General features: G+C 44.2%; 15 protein-coding genes. 6 read left to right on the plus strand and 9 right to left on the minus strand.

The window, feature by feature from the left end; genetic code table 11:
• Window positions 1–124 precede the first annotated feature (124 nt).
• From secA to carB, 5 genes are all read left to right on the plus strand, one after another.
• Entirely contained in the window at window positions 125–2,854 is a 2,730-nt protein-coding gene (gene secA, locus R7Q41_RS10725; protein ID WP_005381868.1) for a preprotein translocase subunit SecA, read from the plus strand.
• Between the two features lie 155 nt (window positions 2,855–3,009).
• Window positions 3,010–3,408 carry an 8-oxo-dGTP diphosphatase MutT gene (mutT, locus tag R7Q41_RS10730; protein ID WP_005387387.1) on the plus strand — a complete coding sequence of 133 codons (399 nt, stop codon included), beginning with the start codon at window positions 3,010–3,012 and terminating at the stop codon, window positions 3,406–3,408.
• A gap of 110 nt (window positions 3,409–3,518) precedes the next feature.
• The gene (gene dapB / locus R7Q41_RS10735) at window positions 3,519–4,328 is read left to right on the plus strand and encodes a 4-hydroxy-tetrahydrodipicolinate reductase (RefSeq protein WP_005381860.1); all 810 of its coding nucleotides are present in this window, start codon (window positions 3,519–3,521) and stop codon (window positions 4,326–4,328) included.
• A gap of 481 nt (window positions 4,329–4,809) precedes the next feature.
• A complete protein-coding gene (carA, locus tag R7Q41_RS10740; RefSeq protein WP_017633620.1) occupies window positions 4,810–5,949 on the plus strand; it encodes a glutamine-hydrolyzing carbamoyl-phosphate synthase small subunit in 1,140 nt (379 codons plus the stop codon).
• A 16-nt stretch (window positions 5,950–5,965) separates the two neighbouring features.
• Window positions 5,966–9,199: a carbamoyl-phosphate synthase large subunit gene (gene carB / locus R7Q41_RS10745; protein WP_005381854.1), complete on the plus strand. Its 3,234-nt coding sequence runs from the start codon at window positions 5,966–5,968 to the stop codon at window positions 9,197–9,199.
• 323 nt (window positions 9,200–9,522) lie between these two features.
• On the opposite strand, the gene R7Q41_RS10750 is transcribed toward carB, so the two are convergent.
• The gene (locus R7Q41_RS10750) at window positions 9,523–9,948 is read right to left on the minus strand and encodes a hypothetical protein (protein WP_017633621.1); all 426 of its coding nucleotides are present in this window, start codon (window positions 9,946–9,948) and stop codon (window positions 9,523–9,525) included.
• Window positions 9,945–10,814 carry a hypothetical protein gene (locus R7Q41_RS10755; RefSeq protein ID WP_065274179.1) on the minus strand — a complete coding sequence of 290 codons (870 nt, stop codon included), beginning with the start codon at window positions 10,812–10,814 and terminating at the stop codon, window positions 9,945–9,947. Before R7Q41_RS10755 ends, R7Q41_RS10750 begins: the two co-directional genes overlap by 4 nt.
• A 304-nt stretch (window positions 10,815–11,118) precedes the next feature.
• Between R7Q41_RS10755 and R7Q41_RS10760 the strand changes: the two genes are divergently transcribed.
• Complete coding sequence (locus tag R7Q41_RS10760) at window positions 11,119–11,898, plus strand: TSUP family transporter (RefSeq protein WP_017821480.1); 780 nt, start codon at window positions 11,119–11,121, stop codon at window positions 11,896–11,898.
• Here the strand turns inward: R7Q41_RS10760 and R7Q41_RS10765 are convergent.
• The 7 genes from R7Q41_RS10765 to R7Q41_RS10795 all read right to left on the minus strand — a co-directional run bounded on the left by R7Q41_RS10765 (window position 11,840) and on the right by R7Q41_RS10795 (window position 17,989).
• Window positions 11,840–12,694, minus strand: coding sequence for a LysR family transcriptional regulator (locus tag R7Q41_RS10765; protein WP_213869785.1), 855 nt, complete (start codon window positions 12,692–12,694; stop codon window positions 11,840–11,842). The two genes, R7Q41_RS10760 and R7Q41_RS10765, sit on opposite strands and share 59 nt — an antisense overlap.
• A 128-nt stretch (window positions 12,695–12,822) precedes the next feature.
• Complete coding sequence (locus tag R7Q41_RS10770; protein WP_005387377.1) at window positions 12,823–13,443, minus strand: TRIC cation channel family protein; 621 nt, start codon at window positions 13,441–13,443, stop codon at window positions 12,823–12,825.
• Window positions 13,444–13,512: 69 nt separating this feature from the next.
• Window positions 13,513–14,334: a vitamin B12 ABC transporter substrate-binding protein BtuF gene (gene btuF, locus R7Q41_RS10775; RefSeq protein WP_065274181.1), complete on the minus strand. Its 822-nt coding sequence runs from the start codon at window positions 14,332–14,334 to the stop codon at window positions 13,513–13,515.
• Window positions 14,334–15,287 carry a cobalamin biosynthesis family protein gene (locus R7Q41_RS10780; protein WP_065274182.1) on the minus strand — a complete coding sequence of 318 codons (954 nt, stop codon included), beginning with the start codon at window positions 15,285–15,287 and terminating at the stop codon, window positions 14,334–14,336. Before R7Q41_RS10780 ends, btuF begins: the two co-directional genes overlap by 1 nt.
• A gap of 11 nt (window positions 15,288–15,298) precedes the next feature.
• Window positions 15,299–15,994, minus strand: coding sequence for a 5'-methylthioadenosine/S-adenosylhomocysteine nucleosidase (mtnN, locus tag R7Q41_RS10785; protein ID WP_005381837.1), 696 nt, complete (start codon window positions 15,992–15,994; stop codon window positions 15,299–15,301).
• Between the two features lie 63 nt (window positions 15,995–16,057).
• Entirely contained in the window at window positions 16,058–16,486 is a 429-nt protein-coding gene (locus R7Q41_RS10790) for a DUF1499 domain-containing protein (protein WP_065274183.1), read from the minus strand.
• Window positions 16,487–16,576: 90 nt separating this feature from the next.
• Window positions 16,577–17,989: an FAD-dependent oxidoreductase gene (locus R7Q41_RS10795; RefSeq protein ID WP_005381833.1), complete on the minus strand. Its 1,413-nt coding sequence runs from the start codon at window positions 17,987–17,989 to the stop codon at window positions 16,577–16,579.
• Between the last annotated feature and the right edge of the window lie 2 nt (window positions 17,990–17,991).

Below are 17,991 nucleotides of genomic sequence, written 5' to 3' on the forward strand. Positions count from 1 at the left end.
GGATGTTTGAACTCAATATCTTTGATAAATGATTTATCTCAGTATTCTTAGTTCCAAACTGGCAGAGACTGAAGGCATTATGAGTAGATCGGGAACGGTCTGAATAAAGAGAGATTCACGAAAAATGATAACTAAGCTACTGACAAAAGTGATTGGCAGTCGCAACGACCGAACACTGCGCCGCCTTAGAAAAATTGTAAAAGAAATTAATAACTTTGAGCCAACATTCGAAGCTCTAAGTGACGAAGAGTTAAAAGCAAAGACGGTTGAATTCCGTGAGCGCCTAGAGAAGGGTGAAACTCTTGATAAACTACTTCCAGAAGCTTTTGCTACGGTTCGTGAAGCATCTAAGCGTGTCTACGGTATGCGCCACTTCGACGTCCAGCTTATCGGTGGTATGGTTCTAAATGCGGGTCAAATCGCTGAAATGCGTACGGGTGAAGGTAAAACGCTGACGGCAACGCTTCCTGCTTACCTAAATGCCCTGGCTGGTAAAGGCGTTCACATTGTAACAGTGAACGATTATCTAGCTAAACGTGATGCAGAGACAAACCGCCCTCTATTTGAATTTTTAGGTATGACTGTTGGCGTAAACGTGCCAAACATGCCCCCTCAAGAGAAAAAAGAAGCGTACCAAGCTGACATCTTGTACGGAACGAACAATGAATTTGGTTTTGACTACCTTCGTGACAATATGGCTTTCCGTAGCGAAGATCGCGTACAACGTGAACGCTTCTTTGCAGTTGTCGATGAGGTGGACTCAATCCTAATTGATGAAGCTCGTACCCCTTTAATCATTTCTGGTCCTGCTGAAGATAGCTCTGAGCTATACACCCGAATCAACCTTTTGATCCCGCATCTTAAAAAGCAAGACAAAGAAGACTCTGAAGAATATCGTGGTGATGGTCACTACACTGTTGATGAGAAATCAAAGCAAGTATACCTCACAGAAACGGGCCAAGAGTACGTTGAAGAACTATTGGTGAAAAATGGTCTTATGGAAGAGGGTGACACACTTTACTCTCCGACTAACATCAGCATGTTACATCACGTGAATGCCGCTTTGCGTGCTCATGTGTTGTTTGAGCGCAACGTTGATTACATCGTTACAGACGAAGGTGAAGTAGTAATTGTTGATGAACATACTGGTCGTACAATGCCAGGTCGTCGTTGGTCTGAAGGTCTTCACCAAGCAGTAGAAGCGAAAGAAGGCGTTAAGATTCAAAACGAAAACCAAACTTTGGCTTCGATTACCTTCCAGAACTACTTCCGCTTATACGAAAAACTGTCTGGTATGACAGGTACTGCGGATACTGAAGCGTTTGAGTTCCAATCTATTTATGGCTTGGAAACGGTGGTTATCCCAACCAACAAACCAATGATTCGTAACGATATGCCGGATGTGGTGTACCGTACCGAAGCTGAGAAGTTTGCTGCAATCATTGAAGATATCAAAGAGCGCGTTGCGAAAGGTCAGCCAACATTGGTTGGTACAGTATCGATTGAAAAATCAGAACTTCTTTCTAACGCATTGAAGAAAGCGAAGATCAAACACAACGTATTGAATGCGAAATTCCATGAAAAGGAAGCGGAAATTGTTGCTGAAGCGGGTATGCCTGGTGCGGTAACTATCGCGACCAACATGGCCGGTCGTGGTACGGACATTGTGCTTGGCGGTAGTTGGCAATCAAAAGTGGAAGCTTTGGAGAACCCAACTCAAGAACAAATCGATGCGATTAAAGCAGAGTGGAAAGTGGTACATGATCAAGTACTAGATGCTGGTGGTCTACACATCATTGGTACTGAGCGCCACGAATCTCGCCGTATTGATAACCAGCTACGTGGTCGTTCTGGTCGTCAAGGAGATGCGGGTTCATCTCGCTTCTACCTATCTATGGAAGACTCTTTGTTACGTATTTTCACTTCTGATCGTATGGCGAGCCTTATCCAAAGTGGTATGGAAGAAGGTGAAGCAATTGAATCGAAAATGCTTTCTCGCTCAATTGAAAAAGCACAGCGTAAAGTGGAAGGTCGTAACTTTGATATCCGTAAGCAGCTACTAGAATACGATGATGTGGCGAACGATCAGCGTAAGGTTGTCTACGAGCTGCGCGACGAATTGATGAACGTTGAAGACATCAGCGGTATGATCGAGCAAAACCGTGAAGATGTGCTAACAGCGGTTATTGATGAGTACATCCCGCCACAATCACTAGAAGATATGTGGGACGTTGAAGGTCTGCAAGAGCGCTTGAAAGCAGACTTCGATCTTGATGCGCCAGTGAAGCAATGGCTTGAAGAAGACGATAAGCTTTACGAAGAGGCGCTACGCGAGAAGATCATCAATCTAGCCGTTGAAGTGTACAAAGAGAAAGAGGAAGTGGTGGGTGCGCAAGTACTTCGTAACTTCGAGAAATCGGTTATGCTTCAAACGTTGGATACGCTTTGGAAAGAGCACTTGGCAGCAATGGATCACTTGCGTCAGGGTATTCACTTACGCGGCTATGCGCAGAAGAACCCGAAACAGGAATACAAGCGTGAATCGTTTGAACTGTTTGAAGGTCTACTAGAAGCGCTGAAAACCGATGTGATTACTGTTCTATCTCGCGTTCGAGTTCAGCAACAAGAAGAAGTTGAACGTATGGAAGAGCAACGTCGTGCGCAAGCTGAAGAGGCCGCTCGTCGTGCTCAAGCGCAACACGCAGCAGCACAAAACCCTCTTTCTGAAGGTGAAGAATCTGAAGAAGGTTCAAGTCAGCCAATGGTACGTGATGAACGTAAAGTAGGTCGCAATGAGCCTTGCCCTTGTGGTAGTGGTAAGAAGTATAAACAGTGCCACGGCAAGATCGACTAACGTATTAGTCAGATAATTTTTTAAAGAGTCGCCTAGGCGGCTCTTTTTTTAAGCAAATTCTGTGGCTGTCGAATTTCATAAGTTTTGATAGCATCGGATAGTTTTAGAGATGCAAAGACCGTTGAAGTGTAACGGCTTGAGAGTTAGGAACCCCTATGAAAAGAATTCACATAGTCGCGGCTATTATTTTTAACCAAGACAAATCAAAAATTTTTATTACAAAGCGTCCAGACGACAAGCATAAAGGCGGGTTTTGGGAGTTTCCCGGCGGGAAAGTCGAGTCAGGAGAAAGTATTGAACATGCTCTAGCAAGAGAACTTGAAGAAGAAGTAGGAATTGAAGTTACTGAGCAAGCCCTTTTCGAGCATTTGGAATATGACTATCCAGACAAATCACTTAAGTTTGATTTTATTACGGTATCTAAGTTCAGTAATGAGCCTTACGGCCGAGAAGGTCAAGAAGGTCGCTGGGTTGAGATAAGAGAATTGGGTAACTATGCCTTTCCTGAAGCGAACGTGCCTATCTTGGAGCGTGTCGTAAAAGAGTTCGCTTAAGCCTGATGAACTTGCTTGTGGTAACCACGGTATGTTGTTAGTTTAAACAGATTAAGCGAAACGAGAGAACGAGAGCAAACCTCGTTATCCAGAGAAGGAGAGAAAGCGCAATGGTTCGTATTGCAATCGCAGGAGCAGCAGGCCGAATGGGCCGTAATTTGGTTAAAGCTTCACACCTTAACCCAGAGGCGACAGTGAGCGCGGGATCAGAACGACCTGAGTCCTCACTTGTCGGTGTCGATATCGGTGAACTTTGTGGTGAAGGCAAATTCGATGTGTTCTTAACGGATGATCTTGCTAAAGACGTCGATAATTTTGATGTAATCATCGATTTTACTGCCCCAGTAAGTACGTTGGCGAATCTTGAACTGTGTAAGAAGCATGGAAAGAGTATTGTGATTGGGACGACTGGTTTCAGTGATGCAGAGCGTGAACTAATTGACGAAGCCGCTAAGCAAGTGCCTGTTGTCATGGCTCCTAACTACTCTGTTGGTGTGAACCTAGTATTTAAGCTTCTTGAGAAAGCAGCCAAAGTGATGGGCGACTACTGTGATGTTGAGATTGTCGAAGCACATCATCGTCATAAAGTTGATGCTCCTTCTGGTACCGCTATCGGGATGGGCGAAGCCATTGCTGGTGCGATGGGCAACAAGCTGAATGATGTAGCTGTCTATGCGCGAGAAGGTATCACAGGTGAACGTACTAAAGATGAGATCGGCTTTGCTACAATTCGCGCTGGCGATATTGTCGGTGAGCACACAGCCATGTTTGCTGATATTGGGGAACGAGTGGAGATAACGCACAAAGCGACCGATCGTATGACGTTTGCTAATGGCGCCGTCAAGGCCGCTGTTTGGTTGAGTGCCAAACCAGCGGGCTTTTATACCATGACAGATGTTTTGGGATTGAATGAACTCTAAATACATAATTATTCGCCGGCGGTAGCCGGCTTTTTTATATCTATAGAATTATTTGTAAATGAAATGATTCTAACAGAAAGTATTTTGGTGCTTACTTTTGTTGTTGTTTTAGTTGTTTTGTGGGTGTTTTTGGTTTTAATGTCTAAAAACTAATATCTTTTTTGTTGAGTGAACGTTTGCGTGAAAAACTCATACTTTTTTGTGATCTCTAAAAAGTTCAAATTTGTAAAATTCATTAAACCTCTATGCCTCTCTATGTAATAGCATGTAAAAGTTATCTTTTTGGGCCTTACTGATTCAAAATGACCTTACTCGCTAGAAATTAATCATTTATTTTTGATTGTAGGTTGACAGGTTTCGAGTCCAACTTTAGAATACCGCCAATTTGTCTGAAATACCTATTTATGTAGATTTTATAGGTAAAGGAAGGCATGTTTGCAGTTTGATTTATTTTTTTTGCATTTTTATTCTGGAGGTTGTCTTGGGTAAATTAGCACTGTTGGTCCTAGAAGATGGGACAGTGTTCCGCGGAGTGTCCATAGGGGCAGATGGTCTTTCCGTTGGTGAAGTCGTTTTTAATACCTCGATGACGGGGTATCAAGAAATCCTCACTGATCCTTCCTATTCTCAGCAAATCGTCACTCTCACTTATCCTCACATTGGCAATACCGGAACCACTTCCGAAGATGAAGAATCCTCTTCCATTCATGCACAAGGCCTTGTGATTCGCGATCTTCCTCTAATCGCTTCTAACTTCCGTAACGAACAATCCCTCTCTGATTATCTTAAGTCTCAAAATATCGTTGGCATCGCTAATATCGATACTCGTAAGCTCACTCGTATCCTGCGTGAAAAAGGTGCTCAAAACGGCTGTATTGTTGCGGGCAACAACCTAGACGAAGCTTTGGCACTAGCGAAAGCAAAAGAATTCCCAGGCTTAAAAGGAATGGACCTTGCGAAAGAAGTTACAACAAAAGAAGCGTATCAATGGAAGCAAGGTTCGTGGACGCTTGAAGGTGGACTTCCAGAGGCGAAAGATGACAGCGAGCTGCCATACCACGTTGTCGCTTACGACTTTGGCGCAAAACGCAACATCTTACGAATGTTGGTTGACCGCGGCTGCCGCTTAACGGTTGTACCTGCAGAAACGTCAGCGGAAGAAGTTCTGGCACTAAATCCAGATGGCGTATTCTTATCAAACGGCCCTGGTGACCCAGAACCATGTACTTACGCGATTGAAGCAACCAAAGTGTTCCTAGAAAAAGGCCTGCCAATTTTTGGTATTTGTCTAGGTCACCAAATTCTGGCGCTAGCATCAGGTGCGCAAACGGTGAAAATGAAGTTTGGTCACCACGGTGCAAACCACCCAGTAAAAGATTTAGAGCGTAACGTTGTGATGATTACCTCGCAAAACCACGGCTTTGCGGCAGATGAAGCAACATTACCGGAAAACTTACGTGCTACTCACGTATCGCTATTTGATGGCTCTTTGCAAGGTATCCACCGCACAGACAAGCCAGCATTTAGCTTCCAAGGTCACCCAGAAGCGAGCCCTGGTCCACATGACGCGGCACCGCTATTTGACCACTTTATCGAACTAATCAAAAAACACAGCGCTTAATTCGGAGTAGTAGATAATGCCAAAACGTACTGACATTCAAAGTATTCTAATTCTTGGTGCTGGTCCGATTGTTATCGGTCAGGCATGTGAGTTTGACTACTCTGGCGCACAAGCGTGTAAAGCTCTTCGCGAAGAAGGCTACCGAGTTATCCTAGTTAACTCTAATCCAGCAACGATTATGACTGACCCAGAGATGGCAGATGCGACTTACATCGAGCCGATTCAGTGGGAAGTTGTACGCAAGATCATCGAGAAAGAACGTCCTGATGCAGTTCTGCCAACTATGGGTGGTCAGACAGCACTTAACTGTGCGTTAGATTTAGAGAAGCACGGCGTTCTCGCAGAGTTTGGCGTAGAGATGATTGGTGCAACGGCTGATGCAATCGACAAAGCGGAAGACCGTTCTCGTTTTGATAAAGCGATGAAGTCTATCGGCCTTGAGTGTCCTCGCGCAGATACAGCGAAGAGCATGGAAGAAGCTTACAAAGTTTTAGATATGGTTGGCTTCCCTTGTATCATCCGTCCATCGTTCACCATGGGTGGCACTGGTGGTGGTATCGCGTACAACAAAGAAGAGTTCGAAGAAATCTGTCGTCGTGGTCTGGACTTATCTCCGACCAACGAACTTCTTATCGATGAGTCACTCATCGGTTGGAAAGAGTACGAAATGGAAGTCGTTCGTGACAAAGCGGACAACTGTATCATCGTATGTTCAATCGAGAACTTTGACCCAATGGGCATCCATACGGGTGACTCAATCACGGTTGCTCCAGCACAAACACTGACTGACAAAGAATACCAGCTTATGCGTAATGCATCGCTAGCTGTTCTGCGTGAAATCGGTGTTGAAACAGGTGGTTCAAACGTACAGTTTGGTATCAACCCGAAAGATGGTCGTATGGTCATCATCGAGATGAACCCGCGTGTATCTCGCTCTTCTGCGCTAGCATCAAAAGCAACAGGCTTCCCAATTGCGAAAATTGCCGCGAAACTGGCTGTTGGCTTTACGCTAGACGAACTACAAAACGACATCACAGGTGGTGCAACACCTGCGTCATTTGAACCAACTATCGACTACGTCGTAACTAAGATCCCTCGCTTTAACTTCGAGAAATTTGCTGGTGCAAACGATCGTCTGACAACTCAGATGAAATCGGTTGGTGAGGTAATGGCGATTGGTCGTAACCAACAAGAATCTCTTCACAAAGCACTGCGTGGCCTAGAAGTTGGCGCAACTGGTTTTGATGAGATGGTCGATCTGGAAGCGCCAGATGCACTGACTAAGATTCGTCACGAACTTAAAGAAGCAGGTGCAGAGCGTATCTGGTACATCGCCGATGCATTCCGAGCGGGTATGTCAGTCGACGGTGTGTTCAACTTGACTCAAATCGACCGCTGGTTCCTGGTTCAAATCGAAGAAATTGTAAAACTCGAAGAACAAGTCAAGGCGGGCGGCTACGCAGGTTTGACCAAAGAAGTGCTTCGTCAGATGAAACGCAAAGGCTTCTCTGATGCTCGCTTGTCTAAATTGCTTGGTGTCGCTGAAAGTGAAATTCGCCGTGCTCGTGAGCAGTTTGATATTCATCCGGTTTACAAACGTGTGGATACATGTGCAGCAGAGTTTTCTTCTGACACGGCTTACATGTACTCATCTTACGATGAAGAATGTGAAGCAAACCCAACAGACAAAGATAAGATCATGGTTCTTGGTGGCGGTCCAAACCGTATCGGCCAAGGTATCGAATTCGATTACTGTTGTGTTCATGCATCACTTGCGCTGCGTGAAGACGGTTACGAAACCATTATGGTTAACTGTAACCCAGAAACGGTATCTACTGACTACGATACGTCTGATCGTCTGTACTTCGAGCCAGTAACTCTGGAAGATGTACTGTCTATCGCTCGCGTTGAAAAACCAAAAGGTGTGATTGTTCAGTACGGTGGTCAAACGCCACTTAAACTGGCTCGTGCTCTAGAAGCGGCTGGTGTGCCAATCATTGGTACTAGCCCAGATGCTATCGACCGTGCGGAAGATCGTGAACGCTTCCAAGCCGCTGTTGACCGTTTAGGTCTACTTCAGCCAGAAAACGCGACAGTAACAACGATGGAGCAAGCGGTTGAGAAATCGAAAGAAATTGGCTTCCCATTAGTTGTTCGTCCATCTTATGTACTCGGTGGTCGTGCGATGGAAATCGTATACGACGAGCAAGACCTGCGTCGCTACTTCAACGAAGCAGTAAGCGTATCGAACGAGTCTCCAGTTCTGCTAGACCGTTTCTTGGATGATGCAACCGAAGTTGATATTGATGCTATCTGTGACGGTGAACGCGTCGTTATCGGCGGTATCATGGAGCACATCGAACAAGCGGGTGTTCACTCTGGTGACTCTGCATGTTCACTGCCTGCATACACGCTAAGTCAGGAAATTCAAGACAAGATGCGTGAGCAAGTTGAGAAGTTAGCATTCGAACTCGGTGTGCGCGGTTTGATGAACACGCAGTTTGCTGTGAAAGATAACGACGTTTATCTAATTGAAGTGAACCCTCGTGCTGCTCGTACGGTACCATTCGTATCGAAAGCGACAGGCGCTCCTCTAGCGAAAATCGCTGCACGTGTAATGGCGGGTCAATCTCTAGAGTCACAAGGCTTTACTAAAGAGATTATCCCTCCTTACTACTCAGTGAAAGAAGTGGTTCTGCCGTTCAACAAATTCCCTGGTGTTGACCCTCTATTGGGCCCTGAAATGCGCTCAACAGGTGAAGTAATGGGTGTGGGTGCAACGTTCGCAGAAGCTTACGCGAAAGCAGAGCTAGGTTGTGGTGCGGTTTATCCTGAAGGTGGTCGTGCGCTACTGTCTGTACGTGAAGGTGATAAAGAGCGTGTTGTTGACCTAGCTTCTAAGTTAGTGAAACTGGGTTACCAGTTGGATGCGACACACGGTACAGCTGTAATTCTGGGCGAAGCGGGTATTAACCCACGATTGGTAAACAAAGTACACGAAGGTCGTCCACACATTCTTGACCGCATCAAGAACAACGAATACACCTACATCGTAAACACGGCTGCTGGTCGTCAAGCGATTGAAGATTCGAAAGTTCTACGCCGTGGTGCACTGGCAGAAAAAGTGAACTACACAACGACACTGAATGCAGCGTTCGCTACATGTATGTCTCATACTGCAGACGCAAAAGCGTCAGTAACTTCGGTTCAAGAGTTACACGCTAAAGTGAAAGCGAGTCTAGACGCGTAACAGATAAAAATCAGTAAGCTCATTAATCAGGGCTTACATGACAACCTCATTGCCCGCTCATTTGAGCGGGCTTTTTTATATCGAGGTTTTTCTAAAATGAAGAGCATTAAAGTGTGCTAGGAACGATTGGTATGCTTCGCTTTTGAAGATCATTAAGCTAATGATGGCAAGCAATGTACCCAAAGATGAAGAAATAGTACTACCATTTGCTACAACAAAATTAATGCTGTAGGACTGAGGTATTAAGCCGACCATAACTCTTTAAGCAGATAGGTAATTAGAAAAAGTTAAAATAAGCACTGTCGAGCTTAAAAACATACTAACTATGGAGTGCTTCGATAGGTTCTTTTTTCTAAGACTAAGTTATAAGTTGATTCTTCAGTATCAAGAGAGTATCCGTTACTTTTTGCAAAAACATCTGCTGCTAGTAGCGAGGGATAAAGAAGAAAAAAACTAGTTACCGATATAGTTAGGAATATCTTACTAGAGCTTTTAAACTCACTTTTAGTTAGGAAATTATTTGATTTTAATGTTTTTACGGACATTCTAGAGCATTCAAATAAGATCAAACTAGAGCCTATAATCAAAATATCAGCCTGATCAAAAGATGAATAACTTTCATTATTATAGATGTTAAGATAAAAGTCTGACAATCCATCAAAACCATATATTAACAGTGATATTGCTGATGCTAATAAAATTATTAAATAAAAAAACACTTGCGTTCGGTCGTAACTCCCTTTTTTCATCGTAACAAACCTCGCTGTATTTCTTGCGAGAAAATCATACTTTGAGTTTTACGTTGAATCTCATTATATTCTTCTTTTGCTCTTCTCTTTGCTTCTATATCTCTTTGCTTTAAGTAAATATCTATAGAGGCTATTAACTTCTGTGTTAAACCTCGTTTATCATTTTCTCTATTCAATAAAAGACCTACAGCCGAGCTTATCAAAATAGCCCCTAATAATGGGCCAGCACTTAAAGTTACAACACTGCCACCCACTGCTGCGGCAAAGTTTACAAATATAGCTGCTGCAGCTGACGATAACCCGATAGTGATTATATCACTAGCTAAAGTACCAAATAGTTTGGCTAAGGTTTGACGGTCATTGAGGAAAAAGTCAATCACTCTGTATGTGGATATTAAGATAATTGTTATTATGCCCCCACTTCTAATGGATTGTAATGCCCCTTCTGGTCCAACAGCGAACTTTGCCACAGTTGGAGTGGGAAGAAATTTTCCTAATCCAGAAAGCTTTGAGTGCATAGCAGGGGAGCCTGTGAGTATGATATGTGGAGATCCAGAATAATTTTTAACGATAACAGAGCTATTATTTCCGTACAAATAGTTTGATAAGTTGGTTATAAAAACTAAGTCCTGTCCTGTAGCATAATAGTTTGCTGTATTTTCAAACATTCCCTTTATCTTTTCCCAACGTTCTAATTTCGCTTTATCTTTTACATTGTTCTTGACAACGATATCGAAGCTCTCGATAGATAAGATAATGGTTTCTTGATTTCGATGTTGATGATTTGATTTATAAAGTGGGTAGGTGCTTATACTACCACTATTTTTTGAGGATTGATGTCGAGATAAAGGGTAGTTGCTAGTCATGTATTTTCCTCAGATATCGGGCCTTGAGAGCTGACAATGTAAACTCTACATGCTGAACAGATCTTTCATATTCGTCTAGTTTTATATTTAAAGGTAAGCGTTTGATCTCATTATCAGGAATAGATTTGTGACAGTGATTCAATTCTTTCTGACAACTAAATTTTATATAAAAGTTTGGAGTCAAGTTTAAGCATTAATTCTATGAAAATTAGGAATAGATTGGTGTCTTGACTTTCCATTGGTAGTTTTGTGAATAAGTGCTACCGTTTCTTCCTCTTTGATACCTCTTCAAAAAGGAAGTGTAGTGGAAATCACGGTTGAGATTTTGTTGGCCTTATTTTTGGTTGCGACTGCCGCAGGCTTTATTGATGCGATGGCTGGTGGGGGAGGGCTCATTACGCTCCCTGCGCTTTTGGCTGCGGGGTTGAGTCCGACTCAAGCTCTAGCAACCAATAAGTTACAAAGTTCGTTTGGCAGTTTCTCTGCTAGCTGGTATTTCGTGCGTAACGGTATTGTCAGCCTAAAGGAAATGCGTTTCGCGATACTCTGTACTTTTATTGGTGCAGCGATCGGTGCCGAGGCTGTGCAGTTTATTGATGCTAGCGTACTCACCAGTTTGATCCCTGTTCTTTTGATAGCCATTTCCCTCTATTTTTTACTCGCGCCAAGTACGAGAAAAATCGATGGAGAACCAAAGTTATCTGAAGCGATGTTTGCGCTATGCATTGGTGGCGGGATTGGCTTCTATGATGGCTTTTTTGGCCCTGGGACTGGATCTATTTTTACTGTTTGTTTTGTTGCACTAGGTCACTTTTCTTTGGTCGAAGCCACAGCTAGAACCAAAATCCTCAATTTCACGTCAAACATTGCGGCACTACTCTTTTTTATCTTAGCTGGGTTGCCAGTGTGGAAGCTTGGCTTAACTATGGCTGTTGGCGGTTTTCTTGGTGCTCAGTTAGGGGCGAAGGTCGTGGTAAGTAAAGGGCAAAAATGGATTCGTCCTCTAGTTATAGTGATGTCGATGCTTATGGCAACGAAACTTCTTTGGCAACAACATCAGCAATGGATTCTGTCAGTGCTTTAACTCGTTCGCTACGATATGTGCTGTGACGTAAGCAGATATGTATTGGTCGAACTAACTGATCTAGCTCTTCAAAGTCATAGCAGAACTTAGATGTGATATTAAGTGTCGTTAGGATAGATTTAGGGATTAAAGCGGGAGCCATACCTCCCAAAGCCAGTTGTGCTGCCGCAGTATACGAATCCATTTCCATCAAAGGTTCGATTCCGTGTTTGGATAAAATAGCTTGTTGATATGTGTTGGCAGGGTTAGTTAGGTCATTGGTCAAAATAGCTTTAGGTAGTTGTGAAAGTGAATGTCGACTGACAATTGAGAAAGGTTCATCGGCGAGGTGAAGGCTCATTAATCCATGATGAGGTGGTAGATAGCCAGCGCAAAATCCCAATGTTGCTTTGCCTGATTTCACATTCTCAATAATGCGTGGCGTATGATTGGTCGATATTCGTATGTACTGATCATGGGCAAAGTGTTCTGCCATGATCATGCTGAGGTATCCCGCCACTAAGGTTTCAGAGCAGTCCATTTTGATTAAAGAAGTATCTTCTATTTGTTGTTGATCATAGATCTGACCTCTTAACTCATTGAACGTTGGTTCTATTGTGTTTATGAGGGCAAGGCCATCGGAGGTCAGCTTTATGTGCCGACCATTTGGCTCTATCAATTTTTTTCCTAACTTCTTCTCTAGATTTGAAATACGTTTACTCACGGCAGATTGACTAATATAGAGTTGACTGCCTGTGCGGCTCATGGTTTTTTCTTTACTGAGGACAAGTAACGTTTCAATACCTTCAAGCAACATAATGATTAATGAAAGTTAGGAATGGTTGAGATAATTTAGCGAATTGCCCAAGAATTGGCGAATCAAATGAGCATAAATGAGAGGAGCCGACACTTGGTCGACTCCATAATGAGTGATGTTGTTGGTGTTTAACGGTTAATGGCGAAAGTTGGCAGGGATAGATGCCAACGAATCGCACCGAGGCGTATAATGAGCGTTGAGATTACACCAGCGAGTAAAGCCGTTGAGTGGTCATAACCCATGTTTACCGCCATCGTATGGAAGATGCCGCCAATAATACATGCCGTAGCATAGACTTCACTTCTTAATACCATAGGAACTTCGCGAGCCAGCACGTCTCGTATAATGCCACCGCCACAGCCAGTAATAACCCCCATTATCACCGCGACCATCCCGGATGCATTGTAGGCGAGTGCCTTTTCTACTCCTATTCCCACAAATACAGCGAGACCGATGGCATCACAAACGGGTAATACCCACCATGAGAGTCGCTTGGGTCTTCGAATAACAAGCATGGTTAGTAGACACGTAACAAATATCACCCATAAGTAAGTCGTATCTGTTATCCAAAATACGGGAGTGGCACCAAGCGCCATGTCTCGGATTGTTCCGCCACCTATAGCAGTCACACTGCCGAGCACGATAACGCCGAATGGATCCATTTTTAAACGGCCCGCCAGTAATACGCCAGAGATAGCGAAAACAGCGGTACCGAACAAATCGATCATATAAAGCAGCATGGAGTCCATGTTACTTAGTACCTTTAAATAGTGTGAGAAAAAATGGGCGGAAATTGTACGGTATTTGCCACGAAATCGTTAGCGTTTTTGACGAACGCTTTTAAAGTGCTCACACACTTCCTTGATCGCGTTCAATGTGCGTGGTGTGGGACGGTTAATCCAATCAGAGTTTAGGGACCAGATGTGTTTGTTTTTAAGAGCAAGAAGCTCATTACTCCACTCAGCCCACATACTATCGTTACTCATTGCGTGACGAGAAGTAAAAATAACCTCTGGCTGGCGAGTAATGACTTGCTCGATGCTAACTTGAGGATAAGGCGCGCTAGATGCGGCGAAAATGTTCTCACCACCGCAAAAAGTAAAGACTTCACTTGGCCAGTTCTTTCCGGCGACAGTGATGATAGGCTTTTCACTCAACTGATAAAAGTAACTAACTTTCTCGTTCGTGTTGTACTGTTCTTTTAGTGTACTCAGCTGCGTTCTAAAATCTTCAGCGGCCTTTTTTCCTACTTGTGGAGTTTCGCTGTATTGGCTGAGTTGCTCAATATTGTTGGCGATATCTTCTAATGAACCTGTAGTGGAGTAATAGATAGGAATACCGAACTGTTTAATTTTCTCCAACTCTTTAGCGGGGTTTCCGGCTGGCCAAGCAATCACTAAGTCCGGCTGAAGAGCAATAATACGCTCTAATTTAATTCCTTGATAATTTGAGACTCTTTCTAGCTGCTTTGCCTGTTCTGGATAATCGCTCATTTCGCTGACAGCAACAAGCTGCTCTCCTAGCCCTGCTGCAAAGGCAATTTCGGTGGCATGTGGAGCTAAACTTATAATGCGTTGAGCGGGTTGAGCGAAGGTCGCTGTCGAAACAAACAGCGTTAATGCGAAGCATAATTTATTCATCATAATCCTTGATAAATTATTCCTAAAAGCAAACTTTGGATTGCGATCCAAGCCAGGACGCGCCAAACGAGCAGCGTATGTATTTGTGAAAGGTGAATAGCCGATGGCGCAATGCGCCCACCGATTTTTGCGCGCTCTGCACGCACACCTTGATAGATAGCAGGGCCGCATAAAGACAGTTGTAGTTTGTGTCCGATAGTACATAACACCCAGCTAGGTCCTGGTAAGGGCCAAGACTTCGCTTGCTGTTGTATTCCAGAGAGCACATTACTTGTATTCTTTCCGGCAGCTAAAAGTATGGCAAAGAGACGAAGTGGAATAATATCCAGAGTAGCAACCAGTTGAATCACAGGTTTACCAAAGGGCAAATATTGGCGTCGGCTAGGGGACCACACTCGCGCTAATTCTGTTGTGAGTCGATACATTAACGCACCAATACCACCTGTTAGTGCGTACCAAAATAGCACGCCGATCACGTTGCGGCTGTATCCCATAATCAGGGTTTCTGAGCCAGCTTTACCTATGCCAACGATCGAGAGGCTACCAGTATCGCGATTAAGATATGGTCTTAGTAATGCTCGACACTGAGCTTTGTCTTCCGAAGACATACTAGTTACGAGCTGTTTCGTTAACGTTTCGCTGTTACGCCAGTCTAGCGCAATGATCAATAGAACCAGTTCATATAAAGGGATTTGCCAAACAAATGGCTTTATTGCAATCAGTAATATCAAGCAAGGAAACAGCATCAAGCCTAATGCAAGACTGCCTGAGATTACACTCTGTGAGTAATTGTGATTATTGTTCACTTTGTTGGCTAGCTGTTCTGCTAGCTTTCGCCATAAAGTGATGGGGTGCGCTGAATGGGGGAGTGGCACTAAAAGGTGCAAGATCAGTGCACCCCACATAATGAGGAGCGCACCGTTGGCATAAAATGACTGAAAAACTTCTTCCATGAATGAGTCGTTTACTTAATGAGTTCCAGCATTTTGAATACCATTTCGGAAGAGCTTTTTGCTGCTAGAGGCAGGAACTCATCAAAGCTCATTGGTGATTCTTTATCAGCGACATCAGAGATTGCACGCACAACAACAAACGGTGTGTTGAATTGGTGACAAGTTTGAGCGATAGCAGATGCTTCCATTTCTACAGCGATAACTGACGGGAAGTGTTTACGAATAAACTCTTGACGCTCAGCAGTACAAACAAACGCATCGCCAGTACAAATTAGGCCGCGAACCGCATGAGTGTTTTCCATTTGTGCTAGGGCTTTTTCTGCTAAGTCCATTAGCTTGTCATCCGCTTTGAATGCAGCTGGTTGACCGGCCATTTGGCCAATTTCATAACCAAAAGCGGTTACGTCTGCATCGTGATGACGAACTTCTGTAGAGATAACTACATCGCCAAGGTTTAAGCTTGAATCGAAACCGCCAGCAGACCCTGTGTTAATCACAACGTCTGGTTGGTATTCATCAAGAAGGATTGTCGTGCCCACTGCCGCTGCAACTTTACCGATGCCCGATTGTAGTACGACGACTTCAACATCGTTAATTTGACCAGAGAAAAACGTACAACCTGCTTTATTTACAGTTTTGCAGTTTGTAATTGCTTGCTTCAGGATGGTCACTTCTTGTTCCATCGCACCGATGATACCAACTTTCATAACACTCTCTTTAGGTAAATATTTTAGTTGGCCGAGAGTATAGCACTCCCCGTTGGCAGTTTTCTATTTGATGAGCTTAGCTTGAGTGAGCTTTTCTCGTAATTGATCGGCGCGCTTTCTGTTTACGCCAAAGTCAGAGTAGCCCACACGAGATTCCGAGCGCACAATCAGTTGGTCTCCTGCTATTTTTAGTTCGAGGTCATCCACGAAGCGCATGATTTTAGATGTGCACTCGATACGAAGGTAGTTGCTTTCTTTCACCGCGGTTTTCGCGCCTGGCAGTTCAAGCGCAACTTGCTCAATAGCGTCGATGTTCACTGAATCAACTAAGATGAATGGCGTTAGGTTGTATTTTTCTCGCGAGTCTTGGGTGGAGACGCAGTTTGGTTTGTCACCACAAGGTGATTGAGAACGATCCGTCATGGTTGTGACTCCTTGGCTACAAGCGGTTAAGCCGAGCAAAGTAATGGAAAGGAGAGCGGCTTTTTTCATTGTATTTACTCTTATAATTTGCTTCTAATTATATGGATACAAAAGAAAAAGGATCCAATAATAGGACCCTTTTTGTGAGGTTAACTGAGATTAAACTTCGAGGTAATCGAGAATGCCTTCTGCCGCTTTTCGTCCTTCATCAATTGCGGTTACGACAAGATCAGAACCTCGTACCGCATCACCACCGGCGAAGATCTTTTCATTGCTGGTCTGGAACTGGAACTCTTGCTTCGCTGGGGCTTTGATACGACCCCATTGATCCAAATCGACATCAAACGGTGCTAACCAGTCCATTTTGTGCGGCTGGAAACCAAACGCCATGATAACAACGTCTGCTGGTAGAACGTGCTCGCTGCCTTCAACGGGCTCTGGACGTCGGCGACCTGCTTCATCAGGTTCACCAAGTGCGGTTTTCACCACTTTGACCCCCGAGACTTTGCCTGACGCATCCACTTCCACTCCCAAAGGCTGAAGGTTGAACATGAACTTCACGCCTTCTTCCTTTGCGTTTTTTACCTCGCGACGAGAGCCTGGCATGTTGGCCTCATCACGACGATAAGCACAAACTACGTTGGAGGCACCTTGGCGAATTGAGGTACGAACGCAGTCCATTGCTGTATCACCACCACCCAGTACGACGACTTTCTTTCCTGCCATATCGATAAAGGGTTGGTTACTCTCAAGATCCATGACTTTGTAGGTGTTCGAAACTAAAAATGGCAGCGCGTCATACACACCCGGCGCATCTTCATTATCTAGACCTGCACGCATGTATTTATAGGTGCCAACGCCCAAGAAAACAGCATCGTATTCATCAAGCAGCTCTTGCATTTGGACATCTTTGCCTACTTCCATGTTCATGCGGAACTCGACGCCCATTTCAGTGAACACACGGCGGCGGTTTTCCATCACGCCTTTTTCAAGCTTGAAGGAAGGAATACCGAAGGTCAGAAGGCCTCCAATTTCAGGGTAGCGGTCAAACACGACTGGCTTAACGCCATTGCGCACTAGGATATCCGCGGCAGCCAAGCCAGCTGGGCCAGCTCCAATGATTGCAACCTTTTTATCGGTCCACTCCACCTTGGACATATCTGGCTTCCAGCCCATTTCAAACGCTTTGTCGGTAATGTACTTTTCTATGTTACCGATGGTGACGGCACCAAAGTCATCATTAAGCGTGCATGAACCTTCACATAGGCGGTCTTGAGGACAAACGCGCCCACATACTTCCGGTAGGCTATTGGTTTGATGCGATAGTTCAACCGCTTCAAGAATACGACCTTCATTGGCAAGTTTTAACCATTGAGGGATGTAGTTGTGGACTGGGCATTTCCATTCACAATATGGGTTGCCACAATCTAAGCAGCGATCCGCTTGTGCAGTCGCCTGTTGTTTAGTGAACGGTTCATAGATTTCAACGAACTCGATCTTACGAACTTTGATAGGCTTTTTCGCAGGATCTACACGCTGCACATCGATAAATTGATAAACGTTCTGGCTCATGA

Source organism: Vibrio sp. 2096 (assembly GCF_033339595.1).
Lineage (GTDB): Bacteria > Pseudomonadota > Gammaproteobacteria > Enterobacterales > Vibrionaceae > Vibrio > Vibrio alginolyticus.

Excerpts from the sequence above, each read along its gene's own strand:
- R7Q41_RS10770 (WP_005387377.1), bottom strand. The coding sequence starts at position 13,443 with ATGGACTCCATGCTGCTTTATATGATCGATTTGTTCGGTACCGCTGTT.
- mutT (WP_005387387.1), top strand. The coding sequence starts at position 3,010 with ATGAAAAGAATTCACATAGTCGCGGCTATTATTTTTAACCAAGACAAA.
- R7Q41_RS10750 (WP_017633621.1), bottom strand. The coding sequence starts at position 9,948 with ATGAAAAAAGGGAGTTACGACCGAACGCAAGTGTTTTTTTATTTAATA.
- R7Q41_RS10795 (WP_005381833.1), bottom strand. The coding sequence starts at position 17,989 with ATGAGCCAGAACGTTTATCAATTTATCGATGTGCAGCGTGTAGATCCT.
- carB (WP_005381854.1), top strand. The coding sequence starts at position 5,966 with ATGCCAAAACGTACTGACATTCAAAGTATTCTAATTCTTGGTGCTGGT.
- btuF (WP_065274181.1), bottom strand. The coding sequence starts at position 14,334 with ATGAATAAATTATGCTTCGCATTAACGCTGTTTGTTTCGACAGCGACC.
- dapB (WP_005381860.1), top strand. The coding sequence starts at position 3,519 with ATGGTTCGTATTGCAATCGCAGGAGCAGCAGGCCGAATGGGCCGTAAT.
- R7Q41_RS10755 (WP_065274179.1), bottom strand. The coding sequence starts at position 10,814 with ATGACTAGCAACTACCCTTTATCTCGACATCAATCCTCAAAAAATAGT.
- R7Q41_RS10780 (WP_065274182.1), bottom strand. The coding sequence starts at position 15,287 with ATGGAAGAAGTTTTTCAGTCATTTTATGCCAACGGTGCGCTCCTCATT.
- R7Q41_RS10790 (WP_065274183.1), bottom strand. The coding sequence starts at position 16,486 with ATGAAAAAAGCCGCTCTCCTTTCCATTACTTTGCTCGGCTTAACCGCT.
- R7Q41_RS10765 (WP_213869785.1), bottom strand. The coding sequence starts at position 12,694 with ATGTTGCTTGAAGGTATTGAAACGTTACTTGTCCTCAGTAAAGAAAAA.
- secA (WP_005381868.1), top strand. The coding sequence starts at position 125 with ATGATAACTAAGCTACTGACAAAAGTGATTGGCAGTCGCAACGACCGA.
- mtnN (WP_005381837.1), bottom strand. The coding sequence starts at position 15,994 with ATGAAAGTTGGTATCATCGGTGCGATGGAACAAGAAGTGACCATCCTG.